We start from the raw sequence: 24,707 nt of genomic DNA on the forward strand, positions 1-24,707 counted from the left end.
TCATTTCCCCCTTGCTAGCAGATACGCTTCTTTTTGTTGCTGGACATCAACCGGTAAGGTCGCGTACGTATGGTCGAACAAGTCATTGACGTCTGGTGCCTTGAATTGCTCCATCGCAGTTACTGCCGCTTCGACTTCTGCTTGATGCCGTTCCTGTAGCTGTTGCATCCAGGTTTCGTCAAAGTAGCCTTGATGTTTTAAAAACTGTTCAAGTCGATCGAGCGGATCGACCCGGTCACGCGAGCGGGCTTGATCACGGTATTTCGTTGGATCGTCTGCTGTCGTATGCGCACCAAATCGCCATGTGACGGCTTCAATCAATGTTGGTCCACCACCAGAACGGGCACGCGCAACGGCTGCTTGCATCGTGAAATAGACGGCAAATGCATCGTTCCCATCGATTCGGACGCTCGGCATCCCGTAGGCAATTGCTTTTTGTGCGATCGTTTCGGAATGCATCTGTTTTTCGATCGGGACAGAAATCGCGAATTGATTGTTTTGGTTGAACAGAATGACTGGTGCTTGGAAGACACTCGCGAAGTTCATCCCTTCGTGGAAGTCACCTTCAGACGTCGCCCCGTCACCAAAGTAGGCGACCGCGACGTTCGTCGTACCTTTTCGTTTTTCCGCCCACGCGGCGCCGACGGCATGCGGAATTTGCGTCGCAATCGGAACGGCAGGAGGGAAGATGTGTTTCTCAGATGGCACGCAACCTTCGACGCGCCCGTTCCAGTAGAGAAGGGTCCGCACCATGTCGGCACCGAACGTCAACGTCGCACCGTGATCCCGGTACGTCGGGAATAGCCAGTCCTGATCGGACAACGTCAGTGCACTACCGACTTGCGCTGCCTCTTGTCCTTCGAACGGTGCATAAGTGCCGAGGCGCCCTTGACGTTGTAAGTTGATCGCCTTCCGGTCGAACGTCCGGATCCGGTGCATCTGTTCATACAGGGTGAGGGCAAGCTCTTTCGTCAGATCGTGTTCTGTTGAGGCGTCGATGATACGACCTTCTTCATCGATGATGCGTTGAATCGGAAAATGTTGCTCCATGTCAGTCCCTCCTTCAGTGGTTACGGATATCCCATTTTGGTTTTGTCGTATTCGTAAAGATGTTGTTGTGTTTTGCCCGGATTTGCATCCGTTTTTCACACATCCGGTTCGCCGCTTCGACCGTCGTGATGTTTTCTGCTTGCGATTCCTTGAAGACTTCGAGCACGGCGTCATAGATGTGACGCGTCTTCAGGAGAACCCGTTCATGATTTGCTCCGTACAGTTCGTCAGCGACTTGAATCAACCCACCACCGTTGACGATATAGTCTGGTGCATACAAGATGCCGCGGTCCATCAAGACGTGAGCGAGCTGTTCATCTGCAAGCTGATTGTTCGCCGAACCGCAGATGGCTTTGCACGGTAAGAGGGCGATATTTTGAGCGTGAATGACACCGCCGTATGCACATGGAACGAAAATATCAGCGTCTGTTAGATGGATTTCGTGAGGTGAGACGACGCGAACCGTGCCAGGTGCCATTTCGGCTTGTGTCACGATTGCTGCGAGCGCGGCTTCATTGACGTCTGAAACATAAATCGTCGCACCGGCGAGTAACAGTTGTTCGGCGACTTTGAAGCCGACCTTTCCAAGTCCTTGAATCGCGTAAGTCGCGCGACTTAAGTCGTCCGAACCGAATAACGTCTCGATTGTCGCCCGAAGCCCGTAAACGACACCTTCAGCCGTCGGGATCGATGAATCACCACTCCCGCCAAAGGCTTCTGGAATGCCGACGATGCGTGATGTCTCCCGACTAGCGTGAACGAAATCATCCATCGTCGTGCCCATGTCGGTTCCCGTGTAGAAGCGACCACCGAGTGAATCGACGAAGCGACCAAAGGCGCGGAAAAGCTCTGGTGATTTATCCGTTGCCGGATTGCCGATGATGACGGCTTTACCGCCACCAAAATCAACATCAGCGGCAGCACATTTATATGTCATGCCACGCGACAGGCGGAGGACATCGTCAAGTGCTTCATCGACAGAAGCGTAAGGCGCCATGCGGCAACCACCGAGAGCGGGACCGAGCGTCGTATCGTGGATGGCGATGATCGCTTGTAACCCTGATACAGGGTCGTTGCAAAAGACGACTTGTTCGTGACCCGCGATTTTTTCCATAATCGAGAGCGTTGGATTCGTAGATGGGTTTAACATGTTCATAGTAGAGTCCTCCTCTATCAAATATAAGTAAGCGCTTTCATTTTGTTTGAGCATTCACTTGCAATTTTTCTTGAATCCGGCTTTTTTCTAAAATGAATTGTGTCACTTCTCCTGTTCCAATGATCGATTGTCCGTCTCGGACTTCGATGTCAGCGTCAACGCGACGTGCTGTGACGCGTGTTACTGTAGCGGTCACGATCAATCGTGCGCCTTCAGCTGCCATGCCAAGATGCTTCAACGAAACCGCACCCCCGACACCTTCTTCGTCTGCCTCTAAGTAAGGCAGGATGAGTTGACGTGCTGCCCATTCCATATGGTAGACCATCGAAACGGTCGAGTATGCGGGATGAACCAATTGACCTTCAAACCGTGCAAACATATCTTGCGAGACGACCGCTTGAATCTCTGCTGTATCCCCGACAGCTAAACCTGGCTTCATCGTGATCCCCCTTCACTACAACGAATCCTCATTCCATCAAGTGGTCTTACCAAAAATAGTATAACACTTGTCACACGATATTTTATCAACCCGTTACAAAATGAGCAAATCATTTCAGAAATATTTTCCAAAAAAGACTCTCGATCATGAAAAAATAGCTTTATAAGCCGATTGATTTACTGATAAGGTGCGTTGAAGTGATAAAGTGAGAATCGTTTGGGAGCATTTAACAAAACAAGATTGACAACATTGTGAACGTATCGTACGTTAAACATATAACTAAAAATAAACGACCGTTTAATTATTGTATACATGATGAGGAGGTGCAGGTATGTACGATCAACATCACGAAACGATGAATGCGCAAACGCGGGAGCAGCTGCAAATCGAACAATTACGTCAAACGATGGAACACGTCACGCGCGTCCCGTTCTATCAAGAACGCCTGCAGACATTGCAGATGACGGCAGATGATTTTCAAACGATCGAGGATCTACGGAAGTTTCCATTCACACGCAAGCAAGATTTACGCGATCATTATCCGTTCGGGCTATTTGCCGTCGAACGAGAACAGGTCACTCGAATTCACGCCTCGTCTGGTACGAGTGGTAAACCGACTGTCGTCGGGTATACGCAAGAAGATTTAGACGACTGGGCAGATGCCGTAGCACGGAGCTTAGTTTTAGCCGGTGGTTCACCAGCTGACTTGTTGCATAATGCATACGGCTACGGACTGTTCACAGGTGGGCTCGGTCTTCATGCAGGAGCAGAAAAACTAGGTATGACGATCCTGCCGATTTCCGGTGGCAACACGGATCGCCAAATCACGTTAATCGAGGATTTCCGACCAGATGGGATCTGTGGGACACCTTCTTATATCTTAAGACTGGCAGAACGCATGATCGAACGGGGGATCGATCCACGCAAGACAAGCATGCGTTACGGCATCTTCGGAGCTGAACCCTGGTCGGAAGAGATGCGGCAGACACTCGAACAGACCTTTGATCTACAGGCATTTGATATTTATGGACTCAGTGAAATCATGGGACCAGGTGTCGCGATGGAATGTCAGGAGCAGGCAGGTCTGCATATCATGGATGACTTATTCATTACAGAAGTCGTCGATCCCGTTACGGGGGAACCGGTACCAGATGGCATGGTCGGGGAACTCGTTTTTACAAGCTTGAAAAAGAAAGCGTTTCCAATCATTCGTTACCGGACAGGCGACTTAGCATCGATCACGCACGAAGCGTGTGCTTGTGGTCGGACGACGACACGGATGTCACGTGTCAAAGGGCGGACAGACGACATGCTGATTATCCGAGGGGTCAACGTCTTCCCGTCAGAAATCGAGCGGGTCTTACTCCAACAGCCGGACGTGACGCCGCATTATCAAATTCATCTCGTGCGTAAAGCAGGACTCGATGCCGTTGAGCTACATATCGAATTCGAAAACATCTCGGAGCGACAAATGCGTTCGATATGTGACGCCATCAAGTCGGAATGCCTCATTTCCATTGATCTCGTCTGTCACCCGCACCAAGGGTTACCACGATCGGAAGGAAAAGCCGTTCGGATCGTTGATCGACGCTCGACATCACTCGTCTGATTCAAAGGAGGAACTAGCATGTATGATGCAACACAACTGTTCGAACCCGTCCAACTGACGGAAGAAGAAAAATTAGCACGCTTCAAGGAACGAATCGAGCAAGGTGAAAAAATCGAAGCCGATGACTGGATGCCTGATTTTTACCGGGACACGCTAATTAAATTGATTTCGATGCACGGTATCAGTGAAATCATGGGTGCGCTTCCGGAAAAAGAATGGGTTCCAAAAGCACCATCGCTTCGCCGGAAGCTCGGCATCATGGCGAAGGTTCAGGATGAGATGGGGCATGGACAACTGTTACTTCGTGTCGTCGAGGATTTGATGAAGCCGTATGGCAAGACACGCGGGGATTTGATGGATGATTTATTCACGGGACGATTGAAGTTCCACAACGTCTTCCACATGCCGACGCGGTCATGGGCCGATGCCGGGATGATCGGTTGGCTCGTCGATGGCGCGGCGATCATCACGCAGACGAATATGCTCGGTGCTTCGTACGGTCCGTACGCACGTGCCTTGCAACGCATCTGTGCAGAGGAAGTCTTCCACGCGCAGCACGGGGAATCAATCATTATGGCACTCGCAGAAGGAACACCGGAACAGCGGGCGATGATTCAGGAATCACTGGATGAGTGGTGGGAATCCTTGTTGATGTTCTTTGGACCAGCCTCGAAAGAGACGACCGGGACATCAAAACAGGACGTGACGATCGCCTATAAGATTCGGACGAAAACGAATGAAGAGCTCCGGCAAAACTTCTTTACGAAATACGTGCCACGGATTCGTTCACTCGGACTCGTCATCCCGGATCCGACGTTACGTTTTGATGAAGAGACAGGGCAATGGGAATATGCACAGCCAGACTGGACAAAATTCAAGACGATCATCCAAGGGGGAGGACCACGTTCGAAAGAGCGACTGGACCTACGCCGGACATCTTATGAAAATAACGCCTGGGTACGGGATGCACTCGCTGAAACGAAGGCATGAGAGGGGAAAGCACGATGAATGAGACGTTTTATCACGAATTCGAAGTCTTTAGCAAACGGACGCCGAACGCGGCGTTCACCCATCAATTCAGCTTGCTCGCTCCGAACAAGGAGATGGCACTGTTGATGGCGCAAGAAAACTTCATGCGCCGGGAACCGGTCGTCGACATCTGGGTCGTCAAACGGGAGGATATCCGTGGTTTATCACCCGATGAGAAGCAGATGTTACAACGTCTTGATAATAAGGACTACCGAACGACGAAAGGGTACGGCTACTTGAAGAAAAAATGGCGTCATTACGAGCAACAGATGCTCGATGAAAAAGAGATCATGTCGTGGCAAGGAGGCGATTCCAAATGATGGAACAAGAACGGACGGCACTCGCTTCCTTACTCTATCAACTCGCGGATGATGATTTCTTTTACGCGTATCGTGGTTCGGAATGGCTCGGACTCGCACCGCATATCGAAGAGGACGTCGCTTCGTCGTCGATTGCGCAAGATTCGATGGGACACGCGGCGATGTATTACCAACTTCTCGAAGAACTTGGCGAAGGAAATGCTGATGCATTAGCTCATGTCCGACTGGCGCATGAACGAAAGAATTCGATTCTCGTCGAACGTGTCAACGGACCTGGCTACTACATGGAGAAGCCTGAATATGACTGGGCATTCGCCGTCGTACGGAACTATTGCTACACGGTCGCGAAAAAGATCCGAATTGATGCTTTGAAGTCGAGCAGTTATGAGCCACTCGCTACGGCTGCCGTCAAGATCAACATGGAGTTGTACTATCATTTGCTGCACTGGCAAACATGGTTCACCCAGCTTTATCAATCGACGAAGACGGCGCGGCAGAAGATGGATGCAGCCCTAGAAAAAGTCCTCTATGACTTCGGTGACATGTTCGATTATGGCGAACACGGTCAATTGATCGAAGAGATGCGGTTGATCGAAGGACAAGGCATTTTACTCGATCGTTGGTATCAGACGATCACACCGTTACTCGTCGAATTGAACGTGACGCTTCCGGAAATGCAGATGACGCGTAACGGGCGGGACGGCGATCACACGGAAGATTTGAATGACGCGCTTGCGACACTCGGAGAAGTCTACTTGATTGATCAGACCGCGACGTGGTGAAAGGAGAGGGAAGCATGACGACGACACTCCAGGATGCGATCCGGGAAGCCCTGAACGGGGTGAAGGATCCGGAAATTGATAGCGTCAGTATTTTAGATCTTGGCATGGTCGAGACGATGGACGCGGAAGCGACGGAGCATGGTTACCTGGTGCGCGTCACGCTTCTCCCGACGTTCCTCGGTTGCCCGGCGCTTGAAATCATTAAAAAAAACACCGAATCTGCCTTGCAGGTGATTCCAAATGTCGAACAGGTCGACGTCCAGTTCCGGTTTGATCCACCGTGGACATCGGACCGAATCACGGAACAAGGCATGCAAGGATTGAAGGCATTCGGTATCGCTCCTCCTCGGTTTGAGCAAGGGAAGTGGGAGATTGACTGTCCGTATTGTGGATCGACGTATGTGACGATGGAAAACTTATTCGGACCGACAGCATGTCGAAGTATTCTCTACTGTAAATCGTGTAAAAATCCATTCGAGGCGATGAAACCCGTCTCTACTCTCATGTGAAGGAAGGTAATCAAGATGGCAAAATTAATCGCACTGTACAAACACCCAGAAAACAAGGAAGCATTCGATCAGCACTACTTTGAGGTCCATGGTCCATTGACAGCAAAAATTCCAGGACTGCAAGAGATGAATGTCACGAAAATCGTCGGCTCACCGATGGGCGGAGACGGAAAGTACTACTTGATGTGCGAGATGGTCTATGAAAGTCAGGAAGCGATGCAAGCAGGTATGCGTTCGCTCGAAGGAAAAGCATCCGGGAAAGACTTGATGAGCTTTGCGGGGGATCTCGTCACATTGATGATTGGTGAAGATGTCCATGCCGACACAACAGTACGTTAAGACGGAAATGCTTGATCGGATCGGTCGGATTCGACTCGACCGAACGGCACGATACAATGCGCTGAACCGAACGATGGTCCGGGAAATCGTCGAGGCGATGGAGACGTTCGACCGAGACGAACGGGTGACGGTCATCGTCTTGACCGGAAACGGAAAATCGTTCTCAGCGGGCGCCGATATCGAGGAGATGCTCGAGGCGACACCGATCTCGATGGAACTCCTCGATCCGTTCGCGGACTGGGACCGGATCAGCCGAATCAAAAAGCCGATCATCGCAGGTGTCCACGGTTTTGTCCTTGGCGGCGGTTTTGAACTGGCACTCGCTTGTGATTTAATCTACGCCGATCCCGAGACACAGTTCGGATTCCCGGAAGTCGGACTCGGCGTCATGCCGGGAGCAGGGGGGACACAGCGCTTGACGAAATGCATCGGTCGAACGCGAGCGCTCGAGTGGCTCTTCACCGGCGACCGGATGAAGGCAGAGGAAGCGGAACGACTCGGTATCATCAACCGGGTGACGGCTGACGTCGAAGCGACGGTGCTGGCAATGGCAGAGCGGTTATCGAACCAACCGAGCATGGCGTTGCGGTTGATCAAGGACGCGTCAAACAAAGCCGTCGATTTATCGTTACAGGATGGGATGGAGCACGAACGCCGTAACTTCTATCTCTTGTTCGCGACAGCCGATCAAACAGAAGGCATGCAAGCATTTCTCGAAAAACGATCACCGATTTTCAATCAACAGGAACAGGAGTGAATACAATGTCGACAGTACATGAAAAAACACTTGAAATGAAACGGTCCGTCTATCACTTGCTCATCAACGGCGAACAGGTCGAGGGCGCAACAGGCGAGACGTTCAAAACATATAATCCGGCAACAGGCGAAGTGATCGCGGAAGTCGCAAAAGCGTCGAAGGAAGACGCGGATCGTGCTGTTCAAGCGGCACGTGATGCGTTTGATCACGGAAAGTGGAAGATGTGGCCGGTCGGTCGTCGGGCGCAAATCTTGAATAAGATTGCGAGCATCATGCGTTCTCGCTTCAACGAAATCGTCGAACTGGAGATTCTCGATACAGGGAAATCACTAGCAGCGGCGCAAGGACAAGTCACGCAAGCGATTGAAGACTTTGAGTTCTATGCGGGTGCGATCGTCGGTCATCGTGGTGTCGTCAATAACGTACCGGGACAATTCCACAATTACACGGAAAAAGAAGCAGTCGGTGTCTGTGCGCAAATCATTCCGTGGAACTATCCGTTGATGATGGCAGCTTGGAAGGTCGCACCAGCAATCGCAGTCGGTTGTTCGGTCGTCGTCAAACCAGCGACATTGACACCGTTGACAGCGATCATTCTCGGTGAGATTTGTTTAGAGGCCGGCGTACCAGCAGGTGTCGTCAACGTCATCCCGGGATCCGGACGCGAGATCGGCAACCATCTCGTTGAGCATCCTCACGTCGATAAAGTCGCCTTCACGGGCTCGACGCCAGTCGGTAAAGACATCATGGGACGTGCGTCCGAGACGTTAAAACGAGTCACCCTCGAACTCGGTGGAAAATCACCGAACATCGTCTTTGAAGACGCGGATGTGACAGCAGCTGTTGATGGTTCATTGTTCGGAATTTTCTATAACAGTGGTCAATCGTGTGAAGCGCGCTCGCGCCTGTACGTCCACGAAGAGATCTACGAAGCGTTCATGGAACAGTTCGTCGCGAAGACAAAACAACTCGTCCTCGGTAATCCGTTTGATAAAGGGACACACGTTGGAGCGATCATCGATCAACAACAGGTCGACGTCATCGATGGATATGTCCAGTCGGCGAAAGCGGACGGCGCAACGATCGTCACAGGAGGTCACGCGACAGCACCAGAAGGATACGAAAAAGGCTTCTGGTACGCACCGACGATCATCACAGACGTCACGCACGAGATGAAAGCGGTCAATGAAGAAATCTTCGGACCGGTCGTCGTCGTCATGCCGTTCAAAGATGAAAAAGAAGCGATTCGTTTAGCGAACGATACATCATTTGGACTCGGCTCAGCCGTTTGGACGAAAGACGGCGCGAAAGCGACACGTGTCGCGAATCAAATCAAAGCCGGCATCGTCATGGTCAACTGTCCGTTCTCTGCCTTCCCGGGCACACCGTTTGGTGGCTACAAACAATCGGGCTTCGGTCGAGAACTCTGTATCGAGACGCTTGATCTGTACACGGAAACAAAAAGTATCTTGTCGTATTACGGCAGTCGTCCACTCAATCCGTTCGGACTATAAGCAAGAGGGAAGGCTGGAGTTCCGTCGGGAAGTCCAGCCTTTTTTAACAGCACAGGGGATAAGGGGGAATTCAGATGGTAGAACAAATCGTCGTCGTCGGATCCGGCGTCATGGGACGTGGCATCGCTTATGTTGCCGCACACCGCGGATTTCAGGTGACACTCGTTGATATTAAAGAAGAATATGTCGAAAGTGCCTATCGAGAACTCGAACGCATCGCAGAGAAAGGAATCACGCGAGGGAAGATGTCCGCGAATGAGGTCGAGGGACTGTTCGATCGGCTGCATCTGTCGACCGACCTAGCTGAGGCGGCACAACAAGCGGATCTCGTCATTGAAGCAGTACCGGAACAACTTAGCATCAAACAGCAAGTCTTTGAAACGCTAGAAGCACATGCACGTCCGGACTGTTATTTCGCGACGAACACGTCGACGATGAGTCCAACGGAAATTGCGTCCTTTACGAACCGGGCGGACCGGGTCATGGCGATGCATTTCTTCAATCCGGTCCATCTGATGCCACTGATCGAGCTCGTTCGTGGTCTTGAGACATCGGATGAGACGGTTGCAACTCTTGAACAGGTAGCGCGTCAGATGCAGAAGGAAACGGTCGTCATCCGCGAGTTTCCAGGGTTCGTGACTTCGCGGATCAGTGCGCTCGTCGGAAACGAAGCGTTCTACATGTTACAAGAAGGACTCGGGACACCAGAAGAGATCGATAAAGCGATCAAACTCGGCTTAAACTATCCGATGGGACCATTCGAACTCGGGGACTTGGTCGGACTCGATACCCGCCTCCACAACTTAAAGTATCTGCATGAGAAGCTCGGCGAAAAATACCGTCCAGCACCACTGCTCGAACAGTATGTCAAAGCCGGACGACTCGGACGTAAAACCGGTCGTGGCGTCTATGACTATACGAATCGCGAGGTGACATCATGAAACGGGTCGCCATCATCGATGCCGTTCGGACACCGATCGGTCGCTATAACGGCGCCTTGCGTCAGGTTCGTCCAGATGACTTAGGAGCACGCGTCATCGAAGCGTTGCTTGAGCGTAATCCACAAGTCGATCCGAAGACGATCGAGGAAGTCATTTTTGGCAATGCGAATCAGGCGGGAGAAGACAATCGCAACGTCGCCCGGATGTCGGGATTACTAGCTGGTCTACCGGTCGAAGTCGCTGGTACGACGATCAATCGTTTATGTGGATCTGGACTGGACGCCGTCATCGCGGCAGCGCGTGGGATTGCCTTAGGTGAAGGTGATATCTATATCGCTGGTGGAACGGAAAGCATGACGCGTGCACCGTTCGTTCTCGCGAAGCCGGATCAAGCCAACCCACGTGGCAACCAGACGATGTACGATACGACGATTGGTTGGCGCTTCGTCAATGATCGTTTAGCAGATCAATACGGAACGGATTCGATGCCGGAAACAGCTGAGAACGTCGCCCGTCAGTACGGAATCTCGCGCGAAGCACAGGACGACTTTGCGTTCGAAAGCCAGCAACGCGCAAAACGAGCGATCGAGGCAGAGCACTTCACGGACGAACTGGTTGCGGTCACACAAACAGACCGGAAAGGTAACGTCAGCGTCTTCGACCGCGATGAACATCCTCGTCCTGAGACGACACGTGAGAAACTGGCGACACTTCGTCCGTTATTCCCAAATGGTACCGTGACGGCGGGGAATGCTTCAGGTGTCAACGACGGTGCGTCGGCGTTGTTATTGATGAGTGAAGAAAAAGCGAACGAACTCGGTTTGACGCCGCTCGGGTATTACCGGGCGAGTGCGACAGCAGGGGTCGAACCTGCCATCATGGGGATCGGACCGATCGACGCAACGGAAAAAGTCCTCCGACGGGCAGGGTTGACGGTCGAACAGCTCGATCAAATCGAGTTGAACGAAGCGTTTGCGGCTCAAAGTCTTGCCTGTATCGAAGCACTTGGTTTACCAAGCGAAAAAGTCAACGTCAACGGCGGTGCGATCGCCTTCGGTCATCCACTCGGTGCGAGTGGGGCCCGGATTTTGACGACATTATTGCATGAGATGCGCCGGACGAACCGGACGTATGGTCTCGCGACGATGTGTGTCGGAGTCGGACAGGGTATCGCACTTGTCGTCGATCGGGAGGGACTTGCATGATTCACTTAGAACGAGAAGGATATATCGTAATCGTCCGGATTGATCGTCCAGAACGTTTGAACTGTCTCGATTATCCGACGCTTGTCGCTTTGCAAGAACAGGTCGATGCGTTATCGGTCGACCCGGAAGCGCGGGTGGTCCTGTTTACGGGAACGGGGAAAGCATTTAGTGCGGGTGCCGATTTAAAAGAACGCGTGCAGTTAAACGAAGAAGAAGTCCGGCGCAATGTCCTTGCGATCCGGAATGTCTTCACTTCGATCGCACAATTGCCGCAACCAACAATCGCAGCCGTCAACGGTCACGCGCTCGGCGGTGGGTTCGAGTGGATCCTTGCCTGTGATTTCCGTTTTCTCGTCGAGGATGCACTCGTCGGCTTGACGGAGACCAGCTTCGGAATCATTCCGGGAGCTGGTGGAACACAGCGCTTGCCACGACTGATTGGAGAGACGCGGGCAAAGGAATTGATCTTCACGGCGAAAAAAATCGATGCGATGACAGCAGAACGGTACGGACTCGCGACAGCCGTTGTTGCCCGGGAAGCGTTGATGACGACATGCCTTGAGTTTGCTAATCAGATGTTACAGAACGGACCAATCGCCTTGCGCCAAGCGAAGCGAGCGATTGATCAAGGGCGGGATGTTTCACTCGAAGGAGGACTACAGCTCGAAACAGAAGCTTATGAAGTCGTCATTCCGACGGCTGATCGTCAGGAAGCGCTACAAGCCTTCGCTGAAAAACGACCACCGCGCTTTGAAGGAAGATGAGGATGGTCGACGTTTGAAATAACCCGTATACTAACGATACACACTATGAACGACTGAAGAGAGAGTGAATACCATGAGTGCGAACACCCAATCGATGATCTTTACGATTTACGGCGATTACATTCGCCATTACGGCAATCAAATCTGGGTCGGGAGTTTAATTCGACTCGTCAAAGAGTTCGGACATAACGAACAAGCCGTTCGGGTTGCTGTGTCCCGAATGGTTAAACAAGGCTGGCTCGTCTCCGAGAAACAAGGAAATAAAAGCTTCTATTCATTGACACCACGTGGGGTGGAACGGATGGAGGAGGCCGCACGCCGGATCTACAGATCAACACCGCACGACTGGGACGGGAAGTGGCGGACGCTGATGTACACGATTCCGGAGGATAAACGCCAGATTCGCGATGAGCTCCGCAAAGAACTGACGTGGAGTGGGTTTGGCAACTTATCGAACGGGGTTTGGATTTCACCGAACCCGCTTGAAAAAGAGGCGGAACGATTGATCGCGTCGTATGAGATCGAAGAGTATGTCGATTTCTTCGTCGGTGAATACCACGGTCCGAAGCAGGATCAATCCCTCGTCGAGCGTGCGTTTCCGCTGGAGGAATTGCAGGAGCGTTACGAGACGTTCATCACGGATTACAGCCGGCAATACATCGTCCATCAAAGTCAGCTCCAACTCGGAGAAATGACGGATGAACAGTGTTTCGTCGAACGGACGATGCTCGTACATGAATACCGGAAGTTTCTATTCACGGATCCCGGATTACCGCAAGAACTGCTACCAGATGCTTGGAGCGGACATCACGCGGCGCTCTTGTTCGAACAATATTACCGATTGCTCGCACAACCAGCGAGTCGGTTCTTCGAATCGATCTTTGAAGAGACGCACGATGTGTCGCAACGCAGTGCCTCGTACGACGCGGCGGAACATCCGCTGTTTGCGGAACGGTGAGCATTTATTCGAATGAAAAGAGCGGGACGGATCAGTTGATCCGCCCCGCATTCGTGTCATTCAGATGTGTTCTGTTCAGCAGATTCTGCGAGAATGTTTCGGAAGGCATATCCTTTATCGACATAAGAATCAATCGACTCCTGAATCATCGCAAGATCCGCTTCTGTGAGTTCACGCACGACTTTACCGGGTGAGCCGATGATCAGCGAACGGGGTGGGAAAACTTTTCCCGATGGAATTAGCGTATTCGCCCCGATGATGCATTCTTCACCGATGTCTGCATGATCAAGAACGGTCGCACCCATTCCGACGATCGAACGACGTCCGATTTTGCAACCGTGTAAAATCGCGTTATGTCCGACCGTTACTTCATCTTCAATGACGACGGGTGCCCCTTCATAGAGATGAATCGTCGCGTTGTCTTGGATACTGCATCGTTTCCCAATCGTAATCGGTCCTTCGTCACCGCGTAAGACAGCGTTGAACCAGACGGTAGACTCGGAACCGATCGTGACGTCTCCAATCAGATAAGCGCCAGGAGCGATGAATACATCGGAGGCGACGTTCGGATGAATCGATTGATACGGAATCTTCATAACAGAATGACCTCGTTTCTATAATAAGATGAACTACTATTCATTCCATGTCAGTATAGCATGTGAGTGAAGTCGAGAACGGAGGAAAGACATGTTTCCGATTTGTGAGCTCTTTAAAATTCGATATCCTTTGATCCAAGGAGGAATGGGTAACATTAGTCATGCGGCGCTGACGGCAGCGGTTTCGAATGCCGGGGGACTCGGAACGCTCGGGTGCGGGACATTGTCGGTCGATGAAGTGGCGTCGCGGATTCACGAGACACGAATGCTGACGGATCAACCATTTGCTTTGAACATCGCGATTCGGGTGTCTCCTTATACGGAAGAACTGATTGATCTCGCGATCGCAGAAAAGATTCCGTTCGTCTCCTTATCGGCAGGAAATCCAGCACCGTACATAGCGCGACTTCAAGCTGCCGGCATCAAAACGATCGCGGTTGTCGCCTCGGTCAAACAGGCGTTAAAGGCAGAACAGGCAGGGGCAGATGTACTCGTAGCGGAGGGAGTTGAAGCAGCTGGCATCAATTCACCGCTCGAGTTGACGACGCTAACCTTGATTCCGCAACTCGTCGATCGGGTCAATATTCCGGTCCTGGCAGCGGGTGGGATCGGTGACGGTCGTGGACTAGCAGCTGTTCTGTTACTTGGTGCGGCTGGTGCACAGCTCGGAACACGATTGATCGCGACGGAAGAGGCGAAGGTTCATTCGGCATACAAGGCGCACTTAATGGATGCGACCGATACCGATACACGCATCATCGGACGTTCCGTCGGATTCGTCCGACGTGTCCTTGATGGCCCTTACGTCGAACGACTCACAGCAGAGACACCTGCTGCTTTTCTCGATCAGACGAATGAGTCGTATCATATTACGGGCGCTCTTGAGGGCGATGAGGAGAAAGGGTATGTCAACGCTGGACTGGTTGCGGGATTGATTCATGACGTGCCGACGGTTGCAGAGTTGTTTACGCGTATGATGGCGGAAGCAGAGGAACAGCTGAAACAAACGACGACTCGTTTTACGACATGAGCATATAGTGAGGGACCCGTGATGCGACTTGTGGACAGCGGGTTTTTTCATGTTTTTTTGAAAATGGGACATTTGTCCTTTTCAAGTAGGGCACGAGTAAGGTCTACTCTAGTGTAGAGATTAAAGGAGGAGATGACGTGCAAGGAGTCGTGTTTGCTTTGATGAGCGGTCTGTTCATCGCCCTGCAAGGCATATTCAATGCGCGCCTTGCGACAGGCGTCGGACCGTGGTTGTCCGTATTGATCGTCCACTTTGTGGGTTTGATTGGTTGTTTAGTCATTTACAGTTTCGTACGAGACCGGAAAATCGGTGGCTTCCGTCAGTTACCGTGGATTTATGCGAGCGGCGGTTTGATTGGCGTGCTAGTCGTCGTAACGGAACTGACAGCAATCCAAAAACTCGGGATGACATGGGCGATGTGTTTATTACTCGTCGCACAGATTTTATGTGCGTTTGTGATTGATTTAAAGGGATGGTTCGGTGTCTTAAAAAAACAAGGAAATCGTGGTCAGTGGGTTGGTGTGGGTCTCATGCTTGCAGGAGTTGCGATTTTCTCACTTGCCTAAAGGGGGGGAATGAACATGGAAACCGTCATTCAACAGTATGGACTGGATACGATTTTGACGGAAGAGACGCGCGCTTGGTTGCGTCAAGAAAACTTCCAAAAAGGGGAACTCCTCTGTACGACAGGGGCAGCGATCGACCGGATGTACTTCATCGTCGCAGGCAAGGTCAAGATATCTGCTGCCTCGTCAGAAGGGAAACAACGGATTCTGCGATTCAAGACACCACTGACAGTGATCGGTGACGCTGAGTTCATCAACGAACGGGAAGTGCTGAATACAGTCGAAGCAGTGACCGATGTCGAGGTGTTGAGCGTACCATATGCGGTTTTACGCGAGCATAATACGACGAACGTCTTTCTGCAATTTTTATTACGCACGATCACAGCCAAGTGGTATGCCGACTCGAAATCAGCGTCGCATCACGTGTTGTATACCGTCGAAGAGCGATTTGCAGGGTATTTGTTATCGATCGCTTCTGAAGCCAGTGACAGTTTGTTTTATCAGGAGATGCGGACGTCGAACCTGCATGACGTCGCTGACTGGCTTGGAACGAGTTATCGCCATCTCAACCGGATCATCACGAAATTATGTGAAGAGGAGATTCTCGTTCGACGACGCGGGAAAATCATCATCGTTGATCTGGAGCGGATTCGCGAGAAGGCGAACGGCAACAGCTATGAGTAAGGAGGAACGAACATGGTAATAGGCATCGTGTGTGCCGTATTGGCAGGGATGTTGATCAGTTTACAGACAGTATTGAATGCTCGGATGAGTGACGCGTTCGGTGCTTGGGCGACGACGACGCTGGTCTTCTTCGTCGGCTTCATCGGAGCAAGTGTCACGTATGTTCTGTTTCGTGGTGGAACAATCGGGCAGATCCAAAACGTATCGCCACTCTATTGGTTTGGTGGACTTGTCGGTGTCGGCGTCGTTTTTTGTGTCATGCGTGGGATTCAGTTGCTTGGTCCGTCCGTCGCCATCTCTGTCGTTCTGATTTCGCAGTTAAGCTTTGCTCTTGCTGTTGATACGTTCGGCTGGTTCGGTTTACCACAAATTGATTTATCGTTCGGTCAGCTCGTCGGTCTCGCCGTCATGGTATGTGGGATCTTCGTTTTGAAACGGTATCAAGTCGTCGCGCCGGAAGAGAGAGCGAAAGATATACCGAAGCAAGTCTCTTAAAAAATCTGATACTAGTTCGATCGACTGACGAACGTTTCTGTCATCCTCGCTTTCCGCAGGCGGGAGGTAAGCCGCGTCATCCCGCATTCCATGCGATTTGCCGGGTCTTACCTGACCCTGACGAAAGCGCGACTCGCGCTTTCTTTCCCTGCAGGAGTCGAGGATGAACACTCACGTTCTAGATTGACTAAATAAAACATGCGCGTTTCCCGCTAATTCGATCGGGAGATTCGCATGTTTTTATGTGTTGTGACTTGATCTCAATCGAATAGATGAACCATTCGTCTTCCGAAGTAAAGCGAGAGGACAATGATGAGAAGACCACAGTACAACATGATTGTCGTGATCGAAACGTGAAACGACAGTAGAAACGAGAGGAGCGCGTAAGATAATGGAATGAGACCGTTTGACGCGGCATTGACGACACTCATGACACGTCCCATCGTCTGTTCCGCACACTGAGACTGGATGAACGTAATGAAGCGAATATTGATGATCGAAGAAAGGACACCAAGTGATAACAGGATGATCAGGTACAACGAAATCTGTTGGACTTGACTAAGCAAGAAGAGAAGCAGACCTAAGGCGCCAATTAATCGGACCGATGAGGTAAGCCCATTTGCTTTCGTCTGTGTAAAACCACTCCAGAGCGCCCCTCCGAGCATTCCCATTTGATAAGCACCTTGCATATAACTTAAATCCATCGCATCTCCTTGAAGCACATCATGAACGAGTAAGGGAATTCCGAGTAAGAGTGGCCCAAAGAAAAAGAAATTGACACAGATGACAAGAAAAAGTGTCTGCTTGAGTTGCTGAAAGTGAAAGACGTAATGTAGCCCTTCTTTTAGTTCAAAGAGAGCTGAATGCTGACGTGCTCGCTTGACCTTAGATTCACGAATACCATACGTGAAGAGAAGCGTCAGACAGAGTGTTCCGAAAATCATGAGAAAGACGTACGAGTAAGAAGAATGGCTGAGGATGACTCCACCAAGAATCGGACCTGAAAAGAGAGCGATTTGATTAGATGTCTGAATCAATGAATTGGCTTTAGTGAGCTGTTCTTTCGAAACGAGTGTAGGCAGTAAGGAAGCATTCGCTGGCGAAAAGAATGCATCCACACTACCGAATAAAAAGGCGAATACTAAAATCGTCAGCAATGTAAGCTGATCGGCATGAAGTAACACGAGGAGGCAAATTATAAAACTGATCCGTAGACCGCTTGAGATACGCATGATCGTTGAACGTTTATAGCGATCGGATAAGACGCCACCGAACAACATGAGAAAAATACGGGGTAACAAGGTGGCCATGAGGACGAATCCGAGATATGACGCCTGGTTTAGCGTATGGATGACATACCATTGTTCAACAAACAGATAGGTTGATAGGGAGAGGGCGGAGCACATACCGGACCCCCATAAAAATAAAAAAGATCGATTTTTAAACAGTGATTGTTGCGTATCCATTTCAACAGGTAGCATAAGACACCTCCGATTTAGACCTCGTCGTTCTCAAACAGTGGTTCATCAATTGCGAAGGCAGTCGTCATGATATAGAAGTGTTTTTTATCTTTTTTGTCTAGTGAAGGAGACCGTGTGAACTCGTCCAATAGAGCACGATATTTTGTAGCAAAGCGTTGAAAGTCGGCTTCAGACATCGTCAGTTCCTTTTGAAGTGATAAACTCATCCAGTCCTCGACGTTCGGAGATGAAGGAGAAAAAGTAGCTGTCGGAGCCGTAAGAACGCGTGTCTTTGCCCGGTCCAATACTTCGAGATACGACTGCCGGGTCGCTTCATTCGTCTCGACGAAGTTCAGTAGATGATCGGCAGGAATGTATCCTCGAGCAATCGCTTGATAGTATTTCAATAGATTGCCGCCCTGTTCTTCCGTCCGGACGAGACGAATCAAGTCATGCTTTTCAAGTTCCCGTACGTGATAGAGGACCTTCGCGCGAGATAACGTCAGCAAGTGGGCTAACTGATGTACCGTGTGTGGTTTTTCGACGAGAAACATAAGGATTTTTGTTCGTAACGGATCACTGATCACTTTTAACTGTTCATAGCTCTCTAATATGTGAATCGCTTTTTGTTCCATATAATCATCTCCTTTTTAACCGGTTAATTTTTATTAACCGTAAAACAAAAGACTTCGTTTGTAAACGATTACAAATTTATGTAAGGGTGTTGGCAAAGAAGACATCATTTGTTTACATAAAAAAACTGATTCCATGACATCTCGATCATCCTCCACTTTTTACTGAAAGTAGGGGAAGAACGAGATGTTTGAAATCAGTTTCAGCTACTGTATGTGGTTCGAGGTGATTAGACCGTCGTCGTATCTTTCCATTCCTGCTCGATGAAAGCATCGCGACCAGAAGCAGCACGATCTTTTTTATAGTGCTCTGGATTTTTCTTATGGAAGTCTTGATGGTACTCTTCCGCCGGATAAAATTCAGAAGCGGCATCGATCCGCGTCACGATCGGTTGTTTGAAACGATTGCTTGCAGCAAGGGCGTCACGGGAAGCGATCGCTGCTTCGTGCTGTGCATCCGTATGATAGAAGATCGCTGGTGCGTACTGCGTGCCGCGATCTTGGAATTGACCTTCTGCATCCGTCGGATCCGTTTGTGGCCAGTAGAGTTCGAGCAGACGCTCGTACGGGAACAGGCTCGGATCAAACGTGATTTGGACGACTTCGAGATGTCCCGTCGTTCCTGTTTTGACTTGCTCGTACGTTGGGTTATCGACGTGACCGCCCATGTAACCCGACACGATTCCCTCGATTCCTGGTAATTCTTCAAACGGTGTCACCATGCACCAAAAACATCCACCTGCAAATGTTGCTTTTTCCATCTGTCTCTTCCTCTCCGTGGGAAATCCCCATTGTATGTCTGACAGCGAGAAAACGAAAACGACTCCTTCGCTTGGTTGCAAAAGGAGTCGCCGCTTTTTATCAACCAAAGCTTTCGCTTTGCTGGTCGTAGCACCTTGCTATGCGCAGGTTGCTGGGACGTCATCGATCCAGATCTCTCGGTCCACTCTTGATAAGGGTATATGAAGTTGATGTCATTCGTTATCATTGTTGTGATGATACCATTCACACAGAAATAAAGTCAATCCTTAGGTTTCAAGGCACGTAAAACCGTCGCTCCGAGTGTCTTCGCACCAATCAACAACGCCTGTTCGTTGATTTCGTACTGCGGATGATGCTGTGGATAGTTGACGCGACCGTCCGTATATCCGGAACCGGTAAAGAAGTAACTTCCAGGGACGTGTGTTAGATAATGCGCGAAGTCATCCGCAGCCATCATTGGTGTAAGTGCCCGGACGGATGCTTCCGGTAAGAAAGAAGCGGCTTCCTGAACGAGTTTTGTCTCGTCCGGATGATTCCAAAGCGCCGGGTAACCTGTCGTGAAGTCAATCGAATAAGTAGCACCGATGCCGGCACATGTCGTTTTGGCGACAAGATCGACTTCTTGCCGGAGCTGATGCCGAAGGGTCTCATTGAACGTCCGGATCTCCCCGACGATGCGTGCTTCACCCGTGACGATGTTCGGCGCCGTTCCTGCGTGGAAGGATCCGATTGCAAGAACAGCGGGCTCGAACGGATCGACCCGTCGACTGACAAGGTGTTGTAGGTTGCAGACGAGCTGCGCCCCAGCGACGAGCGCATCTTTTGTTTTGTGCGGTGCTTGCGCATGCCCACCTTGACCATGGACGATGATTTCAAATTCGTCGATCGCACATAATGTATGTCCTTCCCGAAACCCAATCGTACCGACCGGTAAATCATTTTCGAGATGTGTCGCGAAAATCGCATCGACACCTTCGAGAACGCCGGCTTCGATCATTTGGATCGCGCCACCGGGAAAGACCTCTTCACCATGCTGATGGATGATTCGAATCGTTCCATGTAATTGATCGCGTAGCGGATAGAGTGTAGCAGCAAGGGCCATCACCATCGCCGTATGTCCATCGTGTCCACAGGCATGCATGACACCGGGATGAATCGACCGGAAGGCAAGCGTCGTCTCTTCTTGAAGTGGTAAAGCATCGAAATCTGCACGGACCGCAATCGTCGGACCAGGCTGTTTGCCTTCGATCGTCGCGACGACACCACGACCTCCGACGGCTGTTTGATAAGGGATGCCCTGCTCCGCATAAAAGTTTGCAATCCGTTCTGGTGTACGGACTTCCTGAAAAGAAAGTTCCGGGTGTCGATGAAAATCACGCCGTAACGCAATCATCTTTGGTTCGAATTGTTCGAGTGCTTCAAAAAGTTGTGTTTGCATCTTCAAGCTCCTTTGACGTGTGTTTTTTCGTGAAAATGGGTACAGATACAGGTAATCACGAAAGGGGATAATGAAACATGGGAGAAATCGTCGTCAACGCTGTACTTACCATCAAAGCAGGACTCGCGGATCAAGTCTTTCCGATTTTAGAAACGGTCTATCATGCCGCACAAAAAGAGGAAGGATGCTTGCGCTATTCCTTGCATCAATCGATCGAGGATGAGCATCAGTTCATGCTGTATGAAGTGTATCGTGACGAAGAGGCGCTTGAAGCGCATATCGCATCCGACCACTATAAAGCATACCGTGAACAGATCGAGTTATACTTGATGGATCGACAAGTAACGAAATACGTCGAGATGACATTCTGACGTGTTGCGATAAGAAGAGACGAACCCGTCGAATTCGACGGATTCGTCTTTTTTGTCTTACATCGATTTGAAACCGAGGAAATGCTCTTGCCAACGCGGTTCATAAATCGAGTTGATTTGAAGCTGTGAACCGCCCGCATGGATGAAGTGTTCGCTATCGAGCATGATCCCGATATGCGATGGACCATCCGTGTAGGTATTCTGGAAGAAGACGATATCCGAGCGTTTGCCGCTTGAGATACTCGTCCGACGATTCGTAAAGAACGCACCGTACCAGTAGCCACGAACATTCGTCCGACCACCGTATTTTCCAGCCTTGTTCGTCGCGTAATGAATCAAACCGGAACAGTCAAAACCACCGTTCACGGCATCTTGCGAACCCCATGTGTAAGGTGTGCCGATATGTTGAACGGCTGCTTGGATCAGCTTTTCACCGCGCGTATTATTCTTTTTAACGACCCGTTTATCGGACGTGATCGTCACAGCGGATACAGGAAGATAAACAGGTGTCCAGCCTGACTGGATGACATAGAAGTTTCCGACTCGATGACGCGGATAAACGCGTTTGCCTTGTTCAACGAGTCCGCTACCTTTTGGACTCGTCGGACTCGCAAAGAACGACGTCGTCTGTTTGACCGTATAGATTTTCGCCCGGTCGATCGCTTTTTGTGTCAGTTTCATATCGGGTTTGCTCGTGCTGATATAAGGGTTGAGGACGTAACCGGTCTGACCATTTGCCAGGCGAACTTGCCAAAAATCATCATCAATTGATTTTAGACCAATTAATTTCGTCCCTTTCTTCAAATAGGCAGCTGGGCGACTGTAAGCCACGTCAGCAGAGAAGAGTGGCGTCTGGTCCAGATGGACATAAAATGTCGTGCCTTTTTTTGCTTTTGCCGTCGGCTTGTTCAGTCCGATACGACTCGAATCGACGAAACCAAAGGTGTTTTTATATTTGACGCGTGTATAATAACCGCTTTTTCCGTAGATCGAAATCGAGGTCCCTTTTTTTAGTGTGCCGATTTTTTTACCCGACAGTTTTGCCTGCGAACGAATGACGACATCGTCTTCCGTCACGTAGCGTTGACCAGTGACGTCATACAGATCCGGCTTTTTCGTGACGAGATCCGTCGTCTTGACGTAAGCGTGAACTCCACGGAAGATGATTCGGCTATAGGCACCGCTTGTGCCATACACCGTCAGCAGCGTATTCGTTTGGTGTTGCTTTAAGACAGGACTTGAAGATTTGGCGTCCGAATAGATTGGCGTAGCGCGCTGAACATAGAGGCGTGCAGTCTTCGGATAGTATTTCAACGTACCGAGATGTGCCGTCAACACATAGGCATACTCGTCGTTTCGTTTGATTCGTGTAAATGAACCCTCGACGCCGTACGTCTGAAGCGAAGTATTCACAGGAAGCGATTGTACGACTTTTCCTTTTGTAGTCGCAGTAGCATAGACTGTCGTCTGCTGTTGGGCGTAACGTAGCCCTGTTTCCGGATGGTTCACGACCGGCGCATCTGCTAAATCAGTCGTCAATACGAAGGCGTAACCCGTCTTAGTCGCAACACGTGTAAAAGTGCCAATCGTACCGAATGTTTCGAATGCTTGATTTTGAACGACGGCTGTCTTCGCGCTCGTCGTCTTCGGCTCAACGAAGAGAGCAGTCGCTCGTTTGGCATAACGCAGACCCGTTTCCGGATAGTTTTCGACCTGCGCATCTACTAATTCGGTTGTTAGAATGAACGCATAACCGGTTTTAGTCGCTACGCGCGTAAAGCTATCCGTCGTTCCGAACGTTTCAAATGCTTGATTTTGAGTGACAGCTGTCTTCGCGCTCGTCGTCTTCGGTTCAACGAAAAGAGAAGTCGCTCGTTTGGCATAACGCGTTCCAACTAATTTTGGAAGTTGCTCGAGTTGTGTCGTAGATACATAGACGTATTGCTCGTTCCATTTCAGACGTGTGAACGTGTCGAAAGTGCCGTATGTATCGATTCGCTGATAGGCGGGAAGTGTCGTCACGACGGTAGGATCAAATGGTGAAGCAACTAATGAGAGTGGACTTTTCGACATCAGCGTAGCTTGTTTTTGAAAGACAGGTGCTGTTTGCGTTAACGCGTTGGTTGCGACATACGCAGCGCCTTCTTGCCAACTGACACGGGTAAAGTCACCGTCCGTGCCGAGTGTCTTCAATGTCGTTCCTGCTGGTAGTTGTTGAATGACCGTTGCGGAATCAGCCGTTTGTAGCAACGCAGCATCCTCTTTCAAATAAGTCGTCCCGGTCGTCTCGGTGACTGTTTGTGTTTCTGCTGTCGGTTGAACAGGTGGCGATTCAGCAAAGGCGGGTGCGGGTAAAACCGAGCTCAACATTAACGTTGCGGCAAGTCCAGCAACATGAGCAGTCCATTTTTTCATCAAGAGGTTCACTCCAATTCTTAAAATTTGTCATTATGAATAGTGTAGCATGTGCTTGTTTAAAAATTGATAAAAATCAAAAAAATAGGAGGTTGTCCATGAAAAAACGGTATGCATCGGCACACCGTTTGAAGTCATATGTTAGTTATCTTCTTCGTGATCCACTTGCCATTCCCAGTCGAGCATTCCGTAAATCAAGGAATCGCGCCAGTGGTCTTCGAGATAGACCGTCTCGCGGAGCTGTCCTTCCTTCGTCATGCCGACCTTTTGCAAGACACGTTCGGAAGCGACGTTCCGCGGGTCACACGTTGCCGTGATTCGGTGTAGTTCTAGTTTTTCGAAACCGAATTGGAGCAGGAAAGAAGCGATCGACGTCGCGTATCCGTTCCCCCATTCATCAGGCGAGAGGACGTATCCGATTTCGGCGATTTTATTCTCAACGTCTGTGATGACGAGTTCACCAGCACCGATGACGACGTCACTTGGAAACGTCACGGCAAAGACATAACGACGTCTTGGTGTCTCGAGTTCACTTTCAAGCGCATCGTGTAGGAATTGTTTCGTATCCGTTTCGGTATTCGGTCCCCATGACTGGAATTGACTGACGATGGGTTGTGAGGCATAGGCGTGAACCGCTTCTACATCTTCTGGTGTAAAACGACGAATCCGAAGTTGATCATTGATTTTATAACGCATGCAGCATCCTCCTCATTCAGATGAAGTCACTTTGATTCTATTTGACAGATGGGGAACAGATTCCTGTTTGACATGGGAAAAAGGGCGTGCTAGGGTGGTTGTATCGAATGGAATAGGGAGTATCCTCTAGGGTTCCGTACGGCTGGACCGAGGGAGGAACATGGACGTTTGTCCATGCAACGGAGGGATA

Annotated in this window: 27 protein-coding genes and 1 riboswitch; of the genes, 17 read left to right on the forward strand and 10 right to left on the reverse strand. The window is 50.2% G+C overall.

What is annotated here, in order from left to right:
- The 3 genes from pdhA to K7G97_RS02260 are packed head-to-tail and all read right to left on the reverse strand — an operon-like array spanning position 1 to position 2,645.
- Positions 1-1,050 (reverse strand): pyruvate dehydrogenase (acetyl-transferring) E1 component subunit alpha, encoded by a 1,050-nt coding sequence (gene pdhA, locus K7G97_RS02250; protein ID WP_223041277.1) that lies wholly within the window; start codon positions 1,048-1,050, stop codon positions 1-3.
- Positions 1,051-1,063: 13 nt separating this feature from the next.
- A complete protein-coding gene (locus K7G97_RS02255) occupies positions 1,064-2,206 on the reverse strand; it encodes a Glu/Leu/Phe/Val family dehydrogenase (protein WP_133208336.1) in 1,143 nt (380 codons plus the stop codon).
- Between the two features lie 37 nt (positions 2,207-2,243).
- Positions 2,244-2,645 (reverse strand): thioesterase family protein, encoded by a 402-nt coding sequence (locus tag K7G97_RS02260; RefSeq protein WP_223041278.1) that lies wholly within the window; start codon positions 2,643-2,645, stop codon positions 2,244-2,246.
- A 331-nt stretch (positions 2,646-2,976) separates the two neighbouring features.
- Here K7G97_RS02260 and K7G97_RS02265 point away from each other — a divergent pair, with 331 nt between their 5' ends.
- The 12 genes from K7G97_RS02265 (at position 2,977) to paaX (ending at position 13,372) form a co-directional block, all read left to right on the forward strand.
- Entirely contained in the window at positions 2,977-4,254 is a 1,278-nt protein-coding gene (locus tag K7G97_RS02265) for a phenylacetate--CoA ligase family protein (protein WP_223041279.1), read from the forward strand.
- Between the two features lie 18 nt (positions 4,255-4,272).
- Positions 4,273-5,244, forward strand: a complete 972-nt coding sequence (gene paaA / locus K7G97_RS02270; protein ID WP_023466990.1) for a 1,2-phenylacetyl-CoA epoxidase subunit PaaA — start codon at positions 4,273-4,275, stop codon at positions 5,242-5,244.
- A gap of 14 nt (positions 5,245-5,258) precedes the next feature.
- Positions 5,259-5,603 carry a 1,2-phenylacetyl-CoA epoxidase subunit PaaB gene (gene paaB, locus K7G97_RS02275; RefSeq protein ID WP_023466991.1) on the forward strand — a complete coding sequence of 115 codons (345 nt, stop codon included), beginning with the start codon at positions 5,259-5,261 and terminating at the stop codon, positions 5,601-5,603.
- Complete coding sequence (gene paaC, locus K7G97_RS02280) at positions 5,600-6,385, forward strand: 1,2-phenylacetyl-CoA epoxidase subunit PaaC (protein WP_223041280.1); 786 nt, start codon at positions 5,600-5,602, stop codon at positions 6,383-6,385. The genes paaB and paaC overlap by 4 nt, the downstream gene beginning before the upstream one ends.
- Positions 6,386-6,399: 14 nt before the next feature.
- On the forward strand, positions 6,400-6,894 hold the full coding sequence (paaD, locus tag K7G97_RS02285) for a 1,2-phenylacetyl-CoA epoxidase subunit PaaD (RefSeq protein ID WP_149426766.1): 495 nt from the start codon (positions 6,400-6,402) through the stop codon (positions 6,892-6,894).
- Between the two features lie 15 nt (positions 6,895-6,909).
- Positions 6,910-7,233 carry an EthD family reductase gene (locus tag K7G97_RS02290; RefSeq protein WP_023466996.1) on the forward strand — a complete coding sequence of 108 codons (324 nt, stop codon included), beginning with the start codon at positions 6,910-6,912 and terminating at the stop codon, positions 7,231-7,233.
- Positions 7,211-7,990: an enoyl-CoA hydratase/isomerase family protein gene (locus K7G97_RS02295; protein WP_223041281.1), complete on the forward strand. Its 780-nt coding sequence runs from the start codon at positions 7,211-7,213 to the stop codon at positions 7,988-7,990. The genes K7G97_RS02290 and K7G97_RS02295 overlap by 23 nt, the downstream gene beginning before the upstream one ends.
- A gap of 5 nt (positions 7,991-7,995) precedes the next feature.
- Complete coding sequence (locus K7G97_RS02300; protein ID WP_214861391.1) at positions 7,996-9,504, forward strand: aldehyde dehydrogenase family protein; 1,509 nt, start codon at positions 7,996-7,998, stop codon at positions 9,502-9,504.
- A 74-nt stretch (positions 9,505-9,578) separates the two neighbouring features.
- Complete coding sequence (locus K7G97_RS02305; protein WP_223041282.1) at positions 9,579-10,445, forward strand: 3-hydroxyacyl-CoA dehydrogenase; 867 nt, start codon at positions 9,579-9,581, stop codon at positions 10,443-10,445.
- Entirely contained in the window at positions 10,442-11,650 is a 1,209-nt protein-coding gene (locus tag K7G97_RS02310) for an acetyl-CoA C-acyltransferase (RefSeq protein ID WP_223041283.1), read from the forward strand. Before K7G97_RS02305 ends, K7G97_RS02310 begins: the two co-directional genes overlap by 4 nt.
- On the forward strand, positions 11,647-12,414 hold the full coding sequence (locus tag K7G97_RS02315; RefSeq protein ID WP_223041284.1) for an enoyl-CoA hydratase-related protein: 768 nt from the start codon (positions 11,647-11,649) through the stop codon (positions 12,412-12,414). Before K7G97_RS02310 ends, K7G97_RS02315 begins: the two co-directional genes overlap by 4 nt.
- Positions 12,415-12,487: 73 nt before the next feature.
- Positions 12,488-13,372, forward strand: a complete 885-nt coding sequence (paaX, locus tag K7G97_RS02320) for a phenylacetic acid degradation operon negative regulatory protein PaaX (RefSeq protein ID WP_023467002.1) — start codon at positions 12,488-12,490, stop codon at positions 13,370-13,372.
- Positions 13,373-13,428: 56 nt separating this feature from the next.
- Here paaX and K7G97_RS02325 read toward each other — a convergent pair whose 3' ends face one another.
- Entirely contained in the window at positions 13,429-13,968 is a 540-nt protein-coding gene (locus tag K7G97_RS02325; protein ID WP_029343369.1) for a gamma carbonic anhydrase family protein, read from the reverse strand.
- A 91-nt stretch (positions 13,969-14,059) separates the two neighbouring features.
- Between K7G97_RS02325 and K7G97_RS02330 the strand changes: the two genes are divergently transcribed.
- The 4 genes from K7G97_RS02330 (at position 14,060) to K7G97_RS02345 (ending at position 16,743) form a co-directional block, all read left to right on the forward strand.
- Positions 14,060-14,998 carry an NAD(P)H-dependent flavin oxidoreductase gene (locus K7G97_RS02330; RefSeq protein WP_223041285.1) on the forward strand — a complete coding sequence of 313 codons (939 nt, stop codon included), beginning with the start codon at positions 14,060-14,062 and terminating at the stop codon, positions 14,996-14,998.
- A gap of 137 nt (positions 14,999-15,135) precedes the next feature.
- On the forward strand, positions 15,136-15,564 hold the full coding sequence (locus K7G97_RS02335; RefSeq protein WP_223041286.1) for a DMT family transporter: 429 nt from the start codon (positions 15,136-15,138) through the stop codon (positions 15,562-15,564).
- Positions 15,565-15,579: 15 nt separating this feature from the next.
- The gene (locus K7G97_RS02340) at positions 15,580-16,248 is read left to right on the forward strand and encodes a Crp/Fnr family transcriptional regulator (RefSeq protein WP_223041287.1); all 669 of its coding nucleotides are present in this window, start codon (positions 15,580-15,582) and stop codon (positions 16,246-16,248) included.
- Positions 16,249-16,260: 12 nt separating this feature from the next.
- Complete coding sequence (locus K7G97_RS02345; protein ID WP_223041288.1) at positions 16,261-16,743, forward strand: DMT family transporter; 483 nt, start codon at positions 16,261-16,263, stop codon at positions 16,741-16,743.
- 260 nt (positions 16,744-17,003) lie between these two features.
- Here K7G97_RS02345 and K7G97_RS02350 read toward each other — a convergent pair whose 3' ends face one another.
- From K7G97_RS02350 to K7G97_RS02365, 4 genes are all read right to left on the reverse strand, one after another.
- Complete coding sequence (locus K7G97_RS02350; RefSeq protein WP_223041289.1) at positions 17,004-18,224, reverse strand: MFS transporter; 1,221 nt, start codon at positions 18,222-18,224, stop codon at positions 17,004-17,006.
- 14 nt (positions 18,225-18,238) lie between these two features.
- Positions 18,239-18,838, reverse strand: a complete 600-nt coding sequence (locus K7G97_RS02355; protein WP_223041290.1) for a winged helix-turn-helix domain-containing protein — start codon at positions 18,836-18,838, stop codon at positions 18,239-18,241.
- A 227-nt stretch (positions 18,839-19,065) separates the two neighbouring features.
- Positions 19,066-19,596 carry a peptide-methionine (S)-S-oxide reductase MsrA gene (gene msrA / locus K7G97_RS02360; protein WP_023467010.1) on the reverse strand — a complete coding sequence of 177 codons (531 nt, stop codon included), beginning with the start codon at positions 19,594-19,596 and terminating at the stop codon, positions 19,066-19,068.
- A gap of 94 nt (positions 19,597-19,690) precedes the next feature.
- Positions 19,691-19,794, reverse strand: a riboswitch (SAM riboswitch).
- 62 nt (positions 19,795-19,856) lie between these two features.
- On the reverse strand, positions 19,857-21,035 hold the full coding sequence (locus K7G97_RS02365) for a M20 metallopeptidase family protein (protein WP_223041291.1): 1,179 nt from the start codon (positions 21,033-21,035) through the stop codon (positions 19,857-19,859).
- Positions 21,036-21,112: 77 nt separating this feature from the next.
- Between K7G97_RS02365 and K7G97_RS02370 the strand changes: the two genes are divergently transcribed.
- On the forward strand, positions 21,113-21,406 hold the full coding sequence (locus K7G97_RS02370; protein WP_055970186.1) for a putative quinol monooxygenase: 294 nt from the start codon (positions 21,113-21,115) through the stop codon (positions 21,404-21,406).
- A 57-nt stretch (positions 21,407-21,463) separates the two neighbouring features.
- Here the strand turns inward: K7G97_RS02370 and K7G97_RS02375 are convergent, their stop codons facing one another.
- Complete coding sequence (locus tag K7G97_RS02375; RefSeq protein ID WP_262415783.1) at positions 21,464-23,821, reverse strand: SH3 domain-containing C40 family peptidase; 2,358 nt, start codon at positions 23,819-23,821, stop codon at positions 21,464-21,466.
- A 141-nt stretch (positions 23,822-23,962) separates the two neighbouring features.
- On the reverse strand, positions 23,963-24,517 hold the full coding sequence (locus K7G97_RS02380; RefSeq protein ID WP_023467014.1) for a GNAT family N-acetyltransferase: 555 nt from the start codon (positions 24,515-24,517) through the stop codon (positions 23,963-23,965).
- Positions 24,518-24,707: the final 190 nt, after the last annotated feature.

This window comes from Exiguobacterium acetylicum (assembly GCF_019890935.1).
In the GTDB taxonomy this organism is placed as follows: domain Bacteria; phylum Bacillota; class Bacilli; order Exiguobacteriales; family Exiguobacteriaceae; genus Exiguobacterium_A; species Exiguobacterium_A abrahamii.